Source organism: Micromonospora sp. S4605 (assembly GCF_003176715.1).
Taxonomy (GTDB): Bacteria; Actinomycetota; Actinomycetes; order Mycobacteriales; family Micromonosporaceae; genus Micromonospora; species Micromonospora echinaurantiaca.
The window spans coordinates 24694-42087 of record NZ_QGSW01000261.1; the positions used below are offsets into that span (position 1 = coordinate 24694).

Genomic DNA, 17394 nt, shown 5'->3' on the forward strand with positions numbered 1-17394 from the left:
CAGGCTTCGCCCGCTTGCCCCTGCCGCAAGGAGACGGAGGGCGATACGTTCCGCCCATGAGCCCCTCGCACGAGTTCACCACCGAACACGTCGACACGGCGATCGACTTCCTGATCAGCAAGGGCGCGGAGGATCGTGGACAGACGGTTTCCTACTCACGGGTTTTCGCGGCGGCCGGGCTGTCGAACCCGCAGAACTTGCACGACAGCGGCGAGTCACGTCGGGTCACCCAGTTCATGGCGGCCTTCCATCACCGCTGCAAGGAGCAGCAGCTGCCGCCTCTGGACGCGCTCGTCGTGCATGTCGCTGGCACCGCGCCGGACTCCCCGGCGTGGGCTACTTTCGGGTCAACCACCAACCGGAGCGAGGTTGCCGTCCTGCTTCTGCAACCACCACGCGAGGCGGTGCGCGTCCTCACCAGTCCCGGCGTGCAAAGTCAGCAGTCGGAGGGGATCCGAGCCGAACCGAGCGACTTGCCGGGACCACTGGGATCACCTTAGCCACCAGCAGGCATTACCGCCGTGATCGCATCGCCAAGCTTGCGTGACGGGACGTTCCCGCAAGTGGACTCGACATTCAGAAGGTCGAATGATCGATGAATCCGCCCCAACTCGCTGCCAATTCGCCGGACCGCCTCATCACGAGCCTCCGGCGCCTCGGCCATAAACTCGCTACACAATGAGTCCGCCGTGAGGGTCGAGGTATTCCCGGTTCCCTTCCCAACCAAGGCCGGCGTGAAGTAGCCCGCAAAGTAGGCAATCAGGATTACCGCCAAAACAGCTTGGAGGAGGCCGCCGAAGGAGAACGAGTAGCTGTTGTTCCCCACCTGAATCTTAACCTTAGCCTTCGGTCCAGCGACAACACTGCCAGGGCCCACATCGCCACCGATCGCCAAGCTCCCACGCTCCGTGTGCTGCGTGTGCTTAACAACTGGCCCCATGGTGATGTGATGGACCAGGTCCGAAACCTTGGCTTCGAAGGCCGAGTCCTGTTCCGCTTCCTGGTTGATCGCCAACGTCAGCAGCTGACGCGCGCCCTCAAGGTTGGGGTGATCAGCGAAGGCCTGGTAATCCTGAGTGCCCTCGAACCGCTCTTTAAGTAGGCGCCTGAGCTCCAGCAACTCGCTTCCTGCATAGTTACCCATGGCTCCCGACAGAACGTCCACAACGAGCGCGCCCAGGTCCGCCTCTTCCACGGGACTCAGTATCCCCGGAAACATGATCAGCGACATGGACCGTTCGGATGGGCGATGATAAACCAAGGTCCTAAGTGGAAGGCAATATGAGAACTTCTTGCATCATGCCACGGTGAGCACCACCGAATACCAGGAAGCCGAGACCGCGTGCCTGGGCCGCCACCCATCGGGGATCTGGCCAACCTGGGGACATCGCTAAGAACTCCTAACAGAATGATCTAGGCGGACGCATAGAGCTGTCCTTCGTGGACGATCAACTACAGTGATCGGCCGTGAGGCGAGGTGAGCGGCCGCCGTGGATCGTTTCGGACGACCTGTGGGCCGAGATCGAGCCGTTGCTACCGACCCGACCGCCTCGCCGGCGGCGCTATCCCGGTCGGAAGCCGCTTGATGACCGGAAGGTGTTGTGCGGGATCTTGTTCGTGCTCTACACCGGGATTCCGTGGGAGTTCCTGCCTCAGGAGCTTGGGTTCGGGTCAGGCATGACCTGCTGGCGCCGGCTACGGGACTGGAACGACGTTGGCGTGTGGCAACGACTGCACGAGGTCCTGCTGGGCAAGCTGCGGGCCGCCGATCAACTGGACATGTCCCGGGCGGTGATCGACGGCTCCCACATCCGGGCGCTCAAGGGCGGCCCAAAACCGGTCCGAGCCCGGTCGACCGCCGCCGTCCGGGCGCGAAACACCACGTCATCACCGATGCGGGAGGCATCCCCCTCGCCGCGACCCTGACCGGCGGCAACCGTCACGACGTCACCCAACTGCTGCCACTGGTCGACAAGGTCCCCCGGATCAAGGGCATCCGCGGTCGCCCGCGGCAGCGACCCGGCCGGATCTACGCCGACCGGGGTTACGACTACGACATCTACCGCCGCCAGCTCCGCGATAGGGGCATCACCCCGGTCATCGCCCGACGCGGCACCGGACACGGCTCCGGCCTCGGCACCCGACGGTGGGTCGTCGAACAGACCATCGCCCTGCTGCACTGGTTCCGCCGGCTACGCATCCGCTGGGAGATCCGCGACGACATCCACGAAGCCTTCCTCACCCTCGCCTGCGCCATCATCTGCTGGCGACGACTCCAACGCTCAAAGAGTTAGGAGTTCTAAAGCTCGGGCACTCCTCGCAGCAGAGTTAGCGCCGAGCGGTCAGAGCTGAGCTGGGACAGCTCGGCGTTGATGAAGTCGGTGAAGAACTCAGCCGGCGACCCGGGGAATGCAGGATGCTCGCCCGAGTGCCACTGGCGCAGCCAGGGCTCGATCTCGACCAGCCCGGCCAGCAGCGGCAGCAGCCGGTGCGCTGGCCACGCCTCCTGCGTCTTCCGGTCAAGGTAGACGGTGGCCAGCGCCTGCGCCTGCGCCAGGTGGCCCCACCCGGCCCAGCCGAGCAGCTCACTGCCGTCGCTGTCCCGCCCCGCCGCCGAGTACGAGATGAACCGCTCCTTCGGCACGTCGAGCTTTCCCCGCGCCCGCCAGTACGACGGCCGGGCGAAGTCCGCCGACGTGTACTTCGGCGGCACCTCGATCTCGACCTTCTCCCCCGCGTCCTCCCGGCGCTGCAACGCCCACGTCCGCTCCCACTGCGCCCGCTTACGCAGCCCGGACGGCTTGTACCGCTGCGCCGGCAGGTACGGCACATGCTCATCGGCGATCAACTGGCTGAGGGTCTTGGTCAGGTTGTAGTTGTCGTGCCCGACCCACAGCTCCAGCACCGCCCGGAAGTCCTGGTCGCTGCCGAGCCGGTCGGCGAGCTGCGCCACCGACAGAGGCGTCGGCTGCCCGCCCCACAGTTCGGGCGCCTCCAGCCGGTCGAGCAGCCAGTCCCGCAGCGCGGCCGACTGCATCTTTTCCCACCCCTCGGTGGACCAGCGCCGCTTACACTCCGGCCGCTCAATCAGCCCGATGTGCCGGTTGGACCCGATCACGGCGATCCGCCGCTCCACCAGCGACCGGTACTCCGCCGGCCAGTGCGGCTGAGGCCGGTCGATCGGCTTCGACCCGTGCCGGTTGAACCACTCGGTCTGCGCCCCGCTGGTGTGCAGCACGATCTCGAACGCCCGCTCCCCCAGCTTCAGCTCCGGCGGGCTGGCGCAGGTCAGGTCCTCGTCGACCAGCCCGTAGAGCCGGTAGACCTCCCAGTCCAACTCCTCCTGCAGCGCAATCATCCGCGCCCGCACAGAGTGATACTCCCGCTCGGCCTCCGCGAGCCGCTGCCGAGTCGGCACCTCGGATGCGGCAACCGCCGCCGGCGTCAAAATCGCCAGCCGCTGCGCCAGCCCATCCAGTTCCCGGGCCCGCTCCAACGGGTACGTCGAAGGCAACGGAAACTCTTCGAGCTTTGTCCCTGTGAACTCCCACCGATCCATCCACGCCTCGGGCTGGATGCCGCGGCCGATCCCGCTACCTGCCTTGCTTTGGCTGACCTGCTTCAGCCAGAAGCAGGCGGTCGAACTGTTCAGCACCCCGAGCAGCCGCAGGTGATCGTCCTCCGTCGCCCCCTCCGACAACTTGATCACCGGCGCCGACTGCTTGAAGACCTTCCCACCCCGATCCAACACAAAGTGGTTGTGCGTCGCCACAAACGCAAACGCAATCGACAGCGGCGTCCGATAGGCAGAGGCTGTGTGCTGGTGATACTCCCACCACCGTAGACCGGCATCGGCCATGCTGCCCTGGAACGTTCTCCGCTGGGCCAACAACTGCCGCCACGGCCACAGCTCATCACTCAGCCCCCGCTCATCCAGCGAGCTGTCGTAGGGGTACCAGATTGCATCCTCGGGCGCCGATGTCCAGTCCCGCACTACCTCGCCAATGACCAAAGGACGAAGCGCGCGTTGATCGGCAAACGACCTGAGCGCGCGATGCAGGGGACGCATGTACGCTTCGTCCGCCCCAGCGCGGATCGCTCGCCCGACCGGCAGCTCAATGAGCTGGGCCATTCGAGGCCCGACGCCCTCGATTACTCCCACGAGGTCGCTGGCGCCGCCGCCGGACAGGCTCCAGGGATGTGCGGCGAGTTGGGTGCGCGGCAGGTCGGCAACGCTGACCCAGTCGGACTCGGAGCTGGGGTTGTCGATTTGAGTGACAATCGCCTGCCATACAAAGCCCTCGGCGGCATTCTCCGGCGTTGAGGGCTCACCGCGAACACCAAGGACGGTCCGCAAGGTGGACGATCGGCGGCGCTTGTTGGGACGGCCGACCAGGATCACGGTCGGGGTGCCGTGGCCGGGGATGTAGGCACCGGAGGTGTCGATGACCTCGGCCAACTCGACCTCGTGGGCGAAGTAGTCTTCGATCAGCTTCTTGCCGAACTCACGCTTCATGAAGGCGTTGCCGGTGATTTGGCCGACGAGGCCGGCGCCCTCGCCGTGATCGTCCGACCACTTGGCCAGGTCGAAGAAACGCTTGGCGAACGGCACGGTCAGCGCGTACTGCCGATGGCAGACAGTTGGGTAGATGCTGCGGTAGAGCTGGTTACGCGCCGGGTCGGAGACGGTGATGTAGGGCGGGTTACCGACCACCACCGTGTACTGGTTCTCGGCCAGGTAGTCCTTGAGCAGGTCGGCGTCCTCGCTCTCATACGCGAAGACCTCCTTGCCCTCGATGGCGGCGAGCAGGTCGCCCTGGGCGCGCGAGCGATACTTGTCCCACAGCAGTAGCGAGTCACCGGTCGCCACTCGGACCGGGATCGCCGGCGTGCGTTCCAGCTTGGTCAGCCCGCAGACCTTCATCGCGGCGATCAGCAGTCGGAAGCGGGCGATCGCCACCGCGAAGGGATTGATGTCGACACCGGTCACCTGGCCGAGCGCCCGTTCCGCGAGGTCCTTGACGTCGGTGGCCGGCTCCCGGTCCTGCCACTTGCGGACCAGCCGGTGGAAGGCGCCGAGCAGGAAGTGGCCGGAGCCGCAGGTCGGGTCGATGACGCTGGTGGCGGGCAAGCCGAACTCCTTGACGGCCGGCTCGAAGCTGCGGTCGAGGATGAACTCCTCGACGAACTCCGGCGTCTGCAGCAGCGCGTACGTCTTCTTGGCGTGCATCGACAGGTCCTGGTAGAGGTCGCCGAGGAAGCGGGTGTTCAGGTCGTCGCGGCGCAGCGACTCCTGGCCGGCACCTCGGCGGAAGAAGTCACTCAGCTCCTCGGCGGCCGGGCCGGAGATGTCGAACCGCCACGCCGGGTTGTGCTCGTCGAAGATCTTGCCGGTGGCTTTGAGGCCGCGCAGGTAGCCGAACGCCTCCCGCAGCCAGTGCCGGTCGTTGTGCCGGGGGTTGGCGATCAGGTACGCCTGCCGATGCTGCACCGCTCGCTCGGCGGGCGCGGCGGGGTCGGCGCCGCCGATCCACAGCCCGTCGACCAGCTCGTTGTCCTCGCAGAAGCGGACGAACACGCAGCCGAGCACCCAGGCCACCGCCGCTTGGTCGAGCACGTCCTCCAGCCAGGTCTCGAAGCTGGCGCCGACTCGCTCGGCGGCCTGCGCCTTCGCGTGTTCCTGGCGCAGTTCGGCGCGCAGCTCCGGCGCCTCCGCGACCTGTCCACGAAGATCGTCAACCAGGCTCTTGACCTGCGCCTGAAGCGCCTTCAGCTCGATCACCGCCAGATTCTACGGCCGGCCCGCTCGCCCACATCAACCGACGAGGCCTGGCGTGGCAGGGCTGCCTGTCCGGCCAGCTTCCGCCATAGGAACTCACACGCCAGCGCCCAGACGAAGGCGCGCTGCTCGTTGTTCGCCGCCGCGCCGTGCCCGCCTTCGCCGTTTTCGTAGTACGCGACCTCGTGGCCGTGCTCGCGCAGCCGGGCCGCCATCTTGCGGGCGTGCCCGGGATGTACCCGGTCGTCGCGGGTCGAGGTGATGAACAGGACCGGCGGGTACGCCCTCGCCGCCCGCACATTGTGGTAGGGCGAGTACTGGCGCAGGTAGGCCCAGTCTTCCTCGCGGTCCGGGTCGCCGTACTCGGCGATCCACGAGGCGCCGGCCAGCAGCCGGTGGTACCGCCGCATGTCCAGCACCGGCACGCTGGCGACGACCGCCCCGAACAGCTCCGGGTAGCGGGTCAGCATCACTCCCATCAGCAGCCCACCGTTGCTGCCGCCCTCGATGCCGAGCTGCGCCGGCGTGGTGATCCCGCGCGCCACCATGTCGGCCGCTACCGCCGCGAAGTCCTCAAACGCCCGGGACCGGTTCTGCCGCATCGCCGCGCGGTGCCATTCGGGGCCGTACTCCCCACCGCCGCGGATGTTCGCCACCACGTACGTGCCGCCGCGGGCCAGCCATCCCCGGCCGATGATCCCGCTGTAGTACGGGGTCTGAGAGACTTCGTATCCGCCGTACCCGGTGAGCAGCGTCGGCCCGGCCGGCGCGGTCGGATCCCCCACCACGAAGTACGGCACCCGAGTGCCGTCGGCGGAGGTGGCGAAGAACTGGCGCACCGCCAGGCCGTCGGCGTCGAAGAACGCCGGCTCCTGCCTGAGCGTCTCGACCGTGCCGCCGACGTGGCCGAGCCGCAGCGTCGCCGGTCGGAGAAACCCTTCGGAGGCGAGCAGGTAGGCATCTCTATTGTCCGGGTCGGTGTCCACGATCCGGCTGTGGACGAACTCCGGCACCCCGGCCAGCGGCTCCCGCCGCCAACCCGTTCCGTCGGGCGTCACCACCTCCAGCCGGCTCTTCACGTCCACGAGAGTCGCCAGGATCAGATGGCTGCGGGTCCACAGGTAGTAGCTCAACGAGGTCCGGCCATCGGGCTCGAACAGCACCGCCAAGTCCCGTTCACCAGCGAGGAACGCATCGAACCGGGTCGCCAGCAGCGCACCCGCGGGATAGGTCACCCCACCGACCGCCCACGGCGAACGCGGCCGGACCAGCAGCCACTCCCGGTGTGCGTGCCAGTGGGCGTCATGTGGCACGGCGATCCGGATCCGCTCGCCCGCCCTGGTCAGCAGGTAGTCCTCTGTGCGGTAGAAGTCCAGGCTGCGACCGACGAAGTCACGCTCGTACCCGGGGGTCGGATCGTGCGAGGCCCACACGCCGACGTCGTCGGCCCGCCCCTCGTGGACGACATCGGCCTCGGACAGTGGCGTGCCGCGCCGCCACCGCTTCACGACACGCGGGTAGCCGGAGGAGGTCAGCGAGCCGGGCCCGAAGTCGGTGGCGACGTAGATGTGGTCGGCGTCGATCCAGCAAACGCTGCTCTTCGCCTCCGGCAGGGTGAAACCGTCCTCGACGAAGGCACGGCGCACCAGGTCGAACTCGCGCACCACGGCCGCATCGCCGCCGCCCCGGGACAGGCAGATCAGGCACCGCTCGTACCCGGGCCGCAGCACCGTGACGTCGTTCCAGACCCAGTTCTCGCCCTCTTCGGCGGCCAGCGCATCGACGTCGAGCAGCACGTCCCACTCCGGCTCGCGCCGGCGGTACTGGTCGAGGGTCGTCCGCCGCCACACGCCGCGCGGGTGCGTCGCGTCCTGCCAGAAGTTGTAGTAGAACCCATCCCCGCGCCATCCCGGCCAGGGAATGCGGTCTTCGGCGTCGAGGACCTGCCGAATCTCGGCCCGCAAGCCGGCGAACGCCTCACTACCGGTCAGCGCGGCGACGGTCTCCGCGTTGCGGTCCCGCACCCACCCGGCAGCGTCCGCACCGTCAAGCTCCTCCAACCAGAGGTACGGGTCATCACCCTCATCGGCCAGCGTCGCCACGTCGTAACTATCTCGGCGCGAGACCCGTGTGGATGCCTGGATGTCGGCATGGCGACTCGGCAGCACCTCAATCCCAGTTCCTACTGACGTCGAGGATCTCCGAGCAGGGGACGCTCCATCCATCACAGACGGAGCACCGACGAGGGGTCGCGAGCCCTGCATCGCCGACGGTCAAGGTCCGATCATCTGCGCGGGGAGGGACGAACCTCTCGGTCTCGATGGCAGTTCGGAGGTTGTCGTGCGATTTACCCTGCCAGCTAATGGGATAGGTGGAGCTCGGCATCTCAGACAACACGGTCGTGAGGAGTTGGTCCAGGCATGCCAGCAGGAGGCGGCGAACCGTATTCGGTGCGGACAGGGAAGAAAAGCCTAGACGTTGCGGTACTCGGTTTAATGGTTCAGGCGGCAAGATACCAGGAGCAGGGACTGACCGAGTGCACGCTGCACCTTGGCCCAGAACACTATGGTTCCGCCCGCAGGGACGAGGTTGCTGCGGTCGTCACGCGGGAACTCCAAGCGAATGGGTTCCCGGTTACCGGCAGCTCTGTTGGGGACTGGTCGCCGAAGGTCGGAATCACCCTGAGATTGCCGCCGATGAGCGAGTCCCAAAGGCAACGGGCGATCGCGACAGAGGGAGTGATCCGGCAGCTCGAGGTGGAGCAGAAAAGTAGCAACGCCCGCACGGCCGTCCTCGTTGTCGTCGTACTCGTCCTACTCCTTGCCTCTTGCGCGATCTGCGGCGTCGTGCAGGGTTAGCGTCGCAGCCCGTCCCGGAATCGAAACGCGCTGCCGCCTTCGGCAGCCATCACCGGCCCGATCCACTATGCGGCGATGGCTCCGGCGCCGGCCGCCTCGATCCAGTCGGTGGCGAGCCAGAGTGACTGGCTGGCCGGTGACGTGAGCGGCACTTGCACGCCATCCAGCAGTGCCGGCTCGGGGCGGCGGGCCGGGAGCAGAAGCAGCCGGGCCGCCGGTCGGGGTCGGGTCGGGTCGGCCAACTCCTGGAGCAGCCCGAGCTGCCCGTACCGGGACAGCGGAGCCGCCTCGGTGAGCAGCACCGGCCCGTCGGCTGCGGCGATCGCGGCGTTGACCGCCGGCACCACCTGGTGCTTGACCAGGTCGACCAGGCTGCGGAAGTCCGCGTCCTGCGGCGAGCCGTTGTCGGCCGCCACGATCGCCTCCCACGGGAAGCCGAGCGAGCGCAGCTGCTCCAACAGGATGGCCGTGACGTCCACCTCGGTCAGTGGCAGCCGGGCCAGCAGGGCCCGTCGGGCCGGGCCGAGCCGGCGCAGCGGTGCCAGCACCGCAAGGAACGCGCGCCGCTCGATGGCCGAGGTGAGTTTGTCCCCCACCTCGGCGGCAGCGGATAGGCCGAGCAGCGGCGCGTGGGTGGTGAGGGTTAGCCGGGTGCCGGTCACCGAGGCAGGCACGGTCGCCGGCCCGTAGACGCGGTCCTGCGGATGCCAGGTCAGTGGCACCTCGGCCGCGGCAAGCAGGTCGTTGAGGGCCGGCCGGCCCGGCATCTGCTCGGCCCGGGGGAAGCGGCTGTGCACCCGGTCGCGGAGCAGCTGTTCACCGAGCCGCTGGCCGATCAGGGAGCCCATCGACAGCCGCAGCGCCCGCTCGGCCGGCATCCCCACCGGGTAGAGCTGGCCCTGCGCGTTGACGTCCACCCGGTCGTTGCTGCCGATGGCCGCGAGCTGCAACAGGCGCAGGTCGGGCACGGCCGGCATTCCGGTCGGGGTCGGCAGCCGGCGCAGTTCCTCGATCGCACGCTGCCGGGTGGGCAGCGGGTCGGCGGCGGCCAGGTCGGCGGCGCGGGCGCCCAGCTCCACCGCGTACCCGAGGAAGTCGGCGGCGGTGACGTCGGACGCCGGGTCGTCCGGCTCCCGGCCGACCAGGACGAGACCGGTCGTGCGGAACCGGTGGATGTCCACGCGGGCGTCGCCGCCGGTGCTCAGCTCGGCCTCGACGGCGGCGCGGACCAGCCCGATCGCCTGCGGCAGCCGCTTCGGCCCGGCGGTGTACGAGCCGCGGGCGGCCATCAGCGCCTGCGCCAGCTCGTCGGCGGACATCACCCCGCCGCGGGCGTCGAGCAGCGCCACGATCTCGTTGCGCACCGCCTCCAGCCCTGGCTCGGCCAGCCAGTTCCTCGCCTGCGCGGCGAGCAGCTTGGAGATCTGCGGCTGGCTGCGGCCGGTGGTCCGGGCCGCCTCGCTCTGCGCGGGCCAGCGCAGGAAGCTGCCGTCGTCGGTCGGCGCCTGCCCGAGCAGCACGGCCAGGACCCGGTGGTTACGGGAGCTGGGGGCGGGCAGCAGTGCCGCGCAGAGCGCCTCCACGCCCTGCGCCAGCGGCCGTTCGTCGCTGGCGGGCGGCTCGTCACCGGCCGGCAGCACCGCGCGCAGCGCTCGCTGCTGGGCCAGGATTTCCCGGCGGGTGGCGTCAGGTACGCCCTTGGCCCGGGTGAGCGCCGACGGCTCCGCGTCCAGCAGGTCACCGACGGTGTGCAGGCCGAGCCGCTCCAGCGCCGAGCGGGCCCGGGCGGTCAGCTCGGCGGTCTCCAGCGGTGACTCCCGGGTCAGCCCCACCGCTGCCGGGCCGACCGGGGTCACGGTCGACTGCGGGACCTGCTGGAAGATGGCCCGCCAGGCGTCTGTCATTTCGTCGACGGTGTCGAACCGGGCCGAGGCCTCCCGGGCCAAGGCCCGCCGGAAGAACTCCACCAGCCGATCGGCCACCGCCGGGTCGAACGCCGCTGGGTCGAGGGTCACCTCGTCGCTGATCGCGGCCGGGTTGGCGTTGTCACCCCACCTGGGCAGCGTGCCCGTGGCCATCTCGTAGAGCACGACAGCCGCCGCGAACCGCTCGGCCGCGGCGTCGTAGCGCAGCCGGCGCGGCGGCCCGAGGAACGGGTCGAGGTAGCCGACCGTGCCGGCACCCACCTGGTCGGCGGGCGTCGACGACAGCGAGAAGTCGAAGACGCACAGGTGCGGCTGCTTGTCCTTCGGCCGCGGCCGAGCCGCCAGGTTCGCCGGCTTCAGGTCCCGGTGCCAGACACCCTGACCGTCGAGGAAGTTGACGATGTCGAGCAGGTCCCGCCCGTACCGTTCCAGCAAATCCAGCGCGAGACGGCCGCCGCGCAACTCCTCGGCGAGGGTCCGCGGGCCGGCGCTCTCCATCAGCAGGGCGGTCCGGCCGCCGACCCGCACCGGGCCGTCCACCAGCGCGGCCACCTGAGGGTGCTTCAAGTTTGCGAGGGTACGCGCCTCCGCGGTCAGCCGTTCCTCGTGCTGCTCGTCCCGGGCGACCTTCAGCACCAGGTCACGGGAGTCCTCCGGCCGTCGCACCAGCAGGGCCACCGCGGTAGCGCCCGACCCGAGCCGGTCCTTGACCTCCAGGCCGCCGTCCAGGACGTCCCCCCGGTGGGCCGAGAGCGGGTCGGTCACCGGCTCCGGTTCCGGGGCGGTCAGCTCCTCCCACACCTTCTCCAGGCCGTCACGGATGGCTGAAATGCGGCCGAGCCGCTGGGCGGGATCTCCCCGCGTCGCGTCGTAGACCAGGGTGACAAGCGTGTGCGGCATACCATCGGCCGCGGCATCCAGGTGCAGGCCGCTGTCGCGGACCGCGCTCACCAGCTCCTCCGGCGTGGCCGCCGGCGCCGTGCCGGCGAATATCCGGTACGCCAGCGCACCGACCGAGAACACGTCGAGCTGGTGGCCGGGCAGGGTGGTCGCGTTCTCCGCCTCCGGCGCCTGATAGCAGCGCACCTCGTCGTCGAAGAACAGCTCCAGGCTGGCCGGATCAGTCGACGAACCGAGCCGGGTCAGCTGCGTGGCACCCGTCAACCGGCCACCCGTCTGCCAGTCGGTCACCACCAGAGTCGGCCGCGGCCCCTCCGGGTCGCCAACGTAGATCGCACGGGGTGACAGCGCGCGATGGGCCAGCCGACGGGAGTGCGCGTAGTCGATGATCTCGGCCAGATCCTGCACCAGCTGCAACCGCTGGGCCAGCGTCAACGAGTCGCCGCGCCGCAGCAGCCACTGGTCGAGGCGTACCCAATCCTTCTGGTGGTCGAAGACCACCGCCGCGCCCCACGGGTGCTCGACCAGGTCGTGCGCCCGGGCCACCCCCGGGTGGTGGATGCCCTGCAGCAGGCGGAACTCCCGCTCCGCTGCCTTGCGAATCGCCGGCACCTCGTGCTCGGCCGCCCGGCTAGTCAGGTAGAACCGCACCCGCCGCACCAGCGTGGTGTCCATAGCGTGCCCGGCGAGGAAGTCCTGCCAACCGAGCCCTTCGGCGAACGGCTTCGGGTGGAGCAGCAGCTGACCGACCTTCCGGTCCGCCACCGACGGCCGGATCTTGGCGCTTCGTACCAGCTCCACGATCTGCCGCCCCCGCGCCTCGTCGACCCGGTGCGCCGGGTTACGCGGCTGGGCCAGCAGCAGATCCTTGAGGCCGGGCAGACCCGAGTCGTGCCCTTGCAGGCCGTAGACGTGCTGCCTGCCGATGCCGTCCAGGCCCTGCGCCGTCATCGCCCGGGCGTGCAGGAACACCGCCGCGCCCACGTACGGCGCCTGAGACTCGCGGCCCTGCTGACGCGCGTAGTAGCGGATCAGGCTGGCCAGCCGCTTCGCCTTCCGGTTGGCCAGGATGTACGGGTTGTCCTCGGGGATAAGCCGGGAGTTCGGCGCCCGCCGCACCCACTGCGTACCGTCGCCGCGAATCTCCCCCTGCCAGTGCTTCAGCTCCAGCACGTAGAGCCCGCTCGGGGTGAGCACCAGGGCGTCGACCTCGTTGATCGAGCCGTCCGCACCCACGAACTCCACGTTCGCCCAGACGTGGTACGGGTCGGCGTCCGGCAGGTAGCTGGCCAGCTCACGCAGGCCGTCCTGCTCGTGGACGTAAGAGCTGGCGTTGATCTGCTCCCAGCGCGGCGAATCCTCACGCATGCACTGGCTCCCTCAACCTCGGACGAACTCTGGCACCTTACCTGCTCAGGAGCAATGCTCGCTCCGAGCAACATCCCAAACCTCCGGTGGGAATCCCTGAACTGGTTCGCCATGGATGGGTGGGCCGCCGAGGGCCAGCGCGCCTGGAAGTCGGTTAGTTGGCGCTCGGACGCATCGCCAAGCTAAAGCTCCGCCGGTCGGATTCGTCGCAGCCAGGAAACGCGCCATGGCATGTCCGCGGACGCCGTTCGCCTTCCATGGTGGTGCACCACGTGTGCCGGTCTTGCTCGACCGGTACGCCGCGCTACGCGGATCCAAGACGCCCCAGGAGGATTGAGCGCCCTTCGGAAGGACGCACGTTCCCCTCAGATTGACAGCGTGCCAGACTCGTGACTCGGCTCGCTGATCACGATTGCCCCTCGGATTCGGTGAGGAGCGATTCCCATTCCTTCTGCAGGGCTTGATTGATTCGGTGGTCGCGGGCGATGGCTTCTTTGAACCAGGCGATGGTGGCGGGCGCCATGGCGAGGATCTGGTTGTAGTTGAGGGCGGCCGGGTTCATGCCGAAAAGCAGACCGGTCTTGAGAAGCGTGCCTGAGGTGGCGATGGTGTGCCCGAGCAGCAGCATGGAGGTGAGTTTGGCGTGCTCCAACTTCCGTTGCGCTGCGGTACCCCCGGTGGCGTAGCTCTTGAGAAGCCAGTACCCGCGGATGATCGCGGATACGACGCCAGGAGTGATGCCCATCGTGAAGAAGTGGCGCAGGTCGTAGCCTCTCGTATACATGTAGCGGGCGACGTCGGTCCAGGGCACCTTGACGCCGGAGGGGCCCAATGCGAACGGCGAATTGACCTGGCCGAGTTGAAGCAGGCTGAAGAACGGCGGCTGCAGGCCGGCAGGTGTGTAGACATCCGAGAGCAGATGGCGCACCTGGGTGATGAGGGCGGTGATCAGGTCGACCGGATCGTGGTTGGTGGGGACCTGGAGCAGTTTCCCTGCCTTGTCGATGTAGGTGCCGGTGCCGTGCATGAGATCTGCCACGCCGTAGAGGAAACCCAGGGCCGGATCGTGGCCGAGGCTCTGAAGCCGATGGGTAGCCGGCCGCATGCCGCTGACCAGGCCGCCGGTGGCCTTCGTAGTGGAATGGTCATAGGGCACTTTGGCCAGCTTTTCGAAGCCCTTGAAGAATCGGGCGTGGACGTCTTTAGCCCGATCCTTGTTCTGGAGCCACTTCGTGAGGGGTGATCCGGTCTGCGTCTCGCCGAGGAAGGTGGAGTCCTGGGGGATGCGGACGAGGATGACGTCAAGGAGGGTCGCGAGGGCTCCGGCAACCAGGACGACCATCCAGTCGGTCTTGTCCCAGCTGATGTCGCCATGTTCCTCGGTGTAGCTGCGCAGGCTGCGAGCTGTCTGGCCGGGGGGAAGAACCTGCTGGAGCGGGTCCCGGGTCAGATCGATACCGAGCAGATCCAACCGGGCTTCGGCAAGCCTGACGAGCTGATCGAAGTCGCCCTCAGTCGGGACGATGGGCACGCCGTAACGGGGCTGGCGCGGTGTCTCGACACTCACCGTGGCCGCTGCGATCGGCTGGGACGTTTGGGCTGGTACGAGGACGCCCATCGCGTGGAGACGGGCGCGCACCGCATCGAACTCGGATTCGACCGAGTCCAGGGTGTCGCTGACGCGGCGTTCGCGTTCGAGGACCTCCTTGAGGTCGAAGTCCACCTGGTCGAACAAGCTCCGCAGTTCGGTCAGCGTGACGGCCTGGTAAGCCACGACCGCGGCAGCAGCCGAAAGGTGATCACCCGACACGGAGTGGCTCCCGCTGTTCGAAGGTCTCCTGGCTGGTCTGCAGATTCACCAGGGCCGACTGAAAGGCAGCCAACTCAGCTCTGAGCGTGGCGAGTCGCTCTTCGTTGCGCGTGGTCTGGGTGAGGTAGGCATCCATCCGGTGAGCGAGCCCGGCGATGTCGTCGGTGAGCTCGGCCATTGCCTGCTGGTGATTCTTGATGACTTGCTGGATCAGATGCTCGCGCCGCTTCTCTCGTTCACGCTCGTTGGTGGCCAGCACGTAACGCGCGCCCTGATGGACCACGACGCCGAGGATCACCACGGTACCGATCCCGGTGGCCATCGCGCTCAGGCCCAGCAGGCCGCCGAACCCCAGGGCCGCCAGACCCGAGGTGATTCCCGCTCCGCTGAGGCCGGAGACGCTGCCGGCAAGACTGATCGCGGCGATCGGGGCACCGAACGCAGCCGCCTTGGCGGCGATGTCCTTGGTGGTGGTCTCCAGGTCGCTGGTCGTGATCCTGCCGGATGCGAAGTCCTCTTCGGTAATTACGGACCGTTCGGTTGCCTCCACGACCTGGTCTGCTGATTCGGGGAACACGAGTCCTGCGACCAGCACGATTCGTTCACGCTCGGCGTCGGCGGCATGCCTGTCAGCACGTGAGATACGCACCAGATCGCGCACCAGGACCGTGAACACCGGCTCGCGTTGATCTTCCTCGAGGAGGTCGCGCAGTTCCCTGGCCAGCTCCACCGTGGCGTCGGGAACTCCTGCGTGGCTCGCCGTATCGCGTTGCGCCCCAGTGATTTCACTGCGCAACTGCGATCGCGCTTCGTCGTCGAGACCAATCGTCGATGCGAACAGGTACAGATTCGCGATCTCGCGAGGGTCGAGAAGGCCGTCGACCAGCGCCAAGCTCACCAACACCCGGCAATACAGCAACTTCCCGTCGGCACTGAGCGCGGACAAGTCGCCGACATTGGCGGGGTTGCAGGACGACCAGGCCGACAGGCCGTCCTTGACTTCTCCGACCTTCGCCATCACCTGCTCGGCGGACTGCTTCACTCTCTCCTGGGCATCACCAGCAGCATCAGCGACACGCTGCCTCGCGACGCTCGTGCTGTCGGCAACCATCCGTCCAGCGGCGTCGGCGACGCCCTTCAGCCGTCCAAACCCAACGTCACGAAGGTCCATCGCCATCCCTTTCACATCAGTTGGCGAGAGGCTATCGGTTGCCGCCGACAAGACCACATCCTCCGGGCGGCCCTGGTCCTCATCCGCGAGATGGCGATGTCCTGCGGCCATGCCGCCGCCAGCCAGAGCGAGCGCCTCCATGCCTGGCGAGCCATCCCGGAACGGCCGGCCGCCGCCGGGCTGCTCATCTTCACCACGGCTCCTAACAGAACCGCCCTTGCCGTATCGGTGTCCGTGCCGGTCCGAATGGTCCACCCGTCGTCGCCGCGGAGGTCGTCCCAGAGCGATGTCGAGGACGCTCGCCAACAGGTGAAAGATCCGAGTACCTGGACGACGAGCGGCTGGTGGTCTTCGCGGCCGGGAACCAGGGCGTCTGGGTGGCGTTGATCGATCCCACCGACGACGATCCGGTCGTGTGGTACGACGGCGGCCCGGAGCGGCTACGCGAGCGGGAACGCCTCAGCGGCTTCCTGCTCCAGTTCGCCCTCAACGAAGCGGTAAACACCTCACCGTTCACCGGCGTCGCCACAGTCACCATGGAGGCGCTGGACCGGTTCGTCGTGGATCTGGTTCCCGTCCCGCTGCAACCGATGCGGGTACCTGGCGATCCCACGCGCCATTGGGTGGCTCCCGGGCTGGTCGCCATGGCCGCCGACTACGGCGAGAGTGGCATCTGGCTGAGCGTCGGCAGCCGGCAACGCTCAGCCCTGCGGCCCCGCTCGCCTCGAATGGGAACGGTTCAACGGCTAAGCCACCAACACCTCCAGGTCCGTGACCGCTTGCTCTCATCCCGCGAGGCGGCGACCCTGTCGCTTCTGGTTGATCTTTTCGGCGACCGCGTCGGCGGCGTTGCGGTGTAGTTCCTTGGTCACGCTTTGGTAGATGTCGCGGGTGAGAGTGGTCGTGGTGTGACCGAGTTGCTCGGATATGACCTTGATGTCGACGCCGGCGTCCAGGGCGATTGTGGCGGCGCTGTGGCGCAGGTCGTGTAGCCGAATCGGGGGCAGCCCGGCCTTGCGGATCAGCTTGCGGAAGCGCTGCGTGACCGCGTTGGGATGCCACGGCTGGCCGTCGGGGCGAACGAAGAACAAGCCGCTGTCGGGCCATGCGTCGCCAGCAGCGAGTTGCCAGGCGGCGCGGCGGGCCTTGTAGACGGCGAGGACCTTCGTCGTATCGGTGTCGAGGGCGACGTCCCGGTTTCCGGCCCTGCTTTTGGGTGGCTTCTGGACGGCGGTGTAGCCGTGGGTGGCGATTTGGTTGTTGATGGTGGTTTCGCGGCGGTGCAGGCGGACCTCGCTGTCGCGCAGGCCGCAGGCCTCGCCTCGGCGGGGCCCGCGGTAGGCCATGTAGTGCCACATCGGGTGCAGGTCGGGGGCGTGTTCGGCGGCGTAGTGGAGGAACTGCACGACCTGGGCGTCGGTCCAAACCATCACCGGTCCGGGGATCTCGCCGGTGGACTTCCACCGTTGCACGCGTTCGTCCTCCCACACGATCGGTAGGGGCCGGTCGGCGGGGACCTTGACCAGGGCGGCGGGGTTGGCGCCGACGATGAGTTCGTCGGCGAGGGCGTCGTTGATCGCCTT

10 protein-coding genes are annotated in these 17394 nt (G+C 68.0%); 3 read left to right on the forward strand and 7 right to left on the reverse strand.

Annotated elements, in window-relative coordinates; all coding sequences use genetic code 11:
* Positions 1–56 precede the first annotated feature (56 nt).
* Entirely contained in the window at positions 57–500 is a 444-nt protein-coding gene (locus DLJ47_RS23560; protein WP_109902831.1) for a hypothetical protein, read from the forward strand.
* Here DLJ47_RS23560 and DLJ47_RS23565 read toward each other — a convergent pair.
* Positions 497–1231 (reverse strand): hypothetical protein, encoded by a 735-nt coding sequence (locus tag DLJ47_RS23565; protein WP_109902833.1) that lies wholly within the window; start codon positions 1229–1231, stop codon positions 497–499. The genes DLJ47_RS23560 and DLJ47_RS23565 overlap by 4 nt on opposite strands.
* Positions 1232–1494: 263 nt before the next feature.
* Between DLJ47_RS23565 and DLJ47_RS23570 the strand changes: the two genes are divergently transcribed.
* A protein-coding gene (locus DLJ47_RS23570; RefSeq protein ID WP_233257980.1) for an IS5 family transposase occupies positions 1495–2294 on the forward strand; the annotation gives its coding sequence in 2 pieces (ribosomal slippage) (positions 1495–1831 and positions 1831–2294; 801 coding nt in all).
* A 5-nt stretch (positions 2295–2299) separates the two neighbouring features.
* On the opposite strand, the gene pglX is transcribed toward DLJ47_RS23570, so the two are convergent.
* From pglX to DLJ47_RS23600, 5 genes are all read right to left on the reverse strand, one after another.
* The gene (gene pglX, locus DLJ47_RS23575; protein ID WP_109902837.1) at positions 2300–5782 is read right to left on the reverse strand and encodes a BREX-2 system adenine-specific DNA-methyltransferase PglX; all 3483 of its coding nucleotides are present in this window, start codon (positions 5780–5782) and stop codon (positions 2300–2302) included.
* Positions 5779–7881: a prolyl oligopeptidase family serine peptidase gene (locus DLJ47_RS23580; protein ID WP_233257978.1), complete on the reverse strand. Its 2103-nt coding sequence runs from the start codon at positions 7879–7881 to the stop codon at positions 5779–5781. Before DLJ47_RS23580 ends, pglX begins: the two co-directional genes overlap by 4 nt.
* A gap of 821 nt (positions 7882–8702) precedes the next feature.
* The gene (pglW, locus tag DLJ47_RS23590; RefSeq protein ID WP_109902843.1) at positions 8703–12830 is read right to left on the reverse strand and encodes a BREX system serine/threonine kinase PglW; all 4128 of its coding nucleotides are present in this window, start codon (positions 12828–12830) and stop codon (positions 8703–8705) included.
* 406 nt (positions 12831–13236) lie between these two features.
* On the reverse strand, positions 13237–14640 hold the full coding sequence (locus tag DLJ47_RS23595; RefSeq protein WP_109902845.1) for a hypothetical protein: 1404 nt from the start codon (positions 14638–14640) through the stop codon (positions 13237–13239).
* Positions 14630–16066, reverse strand: coding sequence for a tellurite resistance TerB family protein (locus DLJ47_RS23600; RefSeq protein WP_233257979.1), 1437 nt, complete (start codon positions 16064–16066; stop codon positions 14630–14632). Before DLJ47_RS23600 ends, DLJ47_RS23595 begins: the two co-directional genes overlap by 11 nt.
* An 89-nt stretch (positions 16067–16155) precedes the next feature.
* Between DLJ47_RS23600 and DLJ47_RS23605 the strand changes: the two genes are divergently transcribed.
* A complete protein-coding gene (locus DLJ47_RS23605; RefSeq protein WP_109902847.1) occupies positions 16156–16671 on the forward strand; it encodes a hypothetical protein in 516 nt (171 codons plus the stop codon).
* On the opposite strand, the gene DLJ47_RS23610 is transcribed toward DLJ47_RS23605, so the two are convergent.
* The coding region (locus DLJ47_RS23610; RefSeq protein WP_146228183.1) for a site-specific integrase at positions 16597–17394 on the reverse strand (798 nt) is incomplete at its 5' end. The genes DLJ47_RS23605 and DLJ47_RS23610 overlap by 75 nt on opposite strands.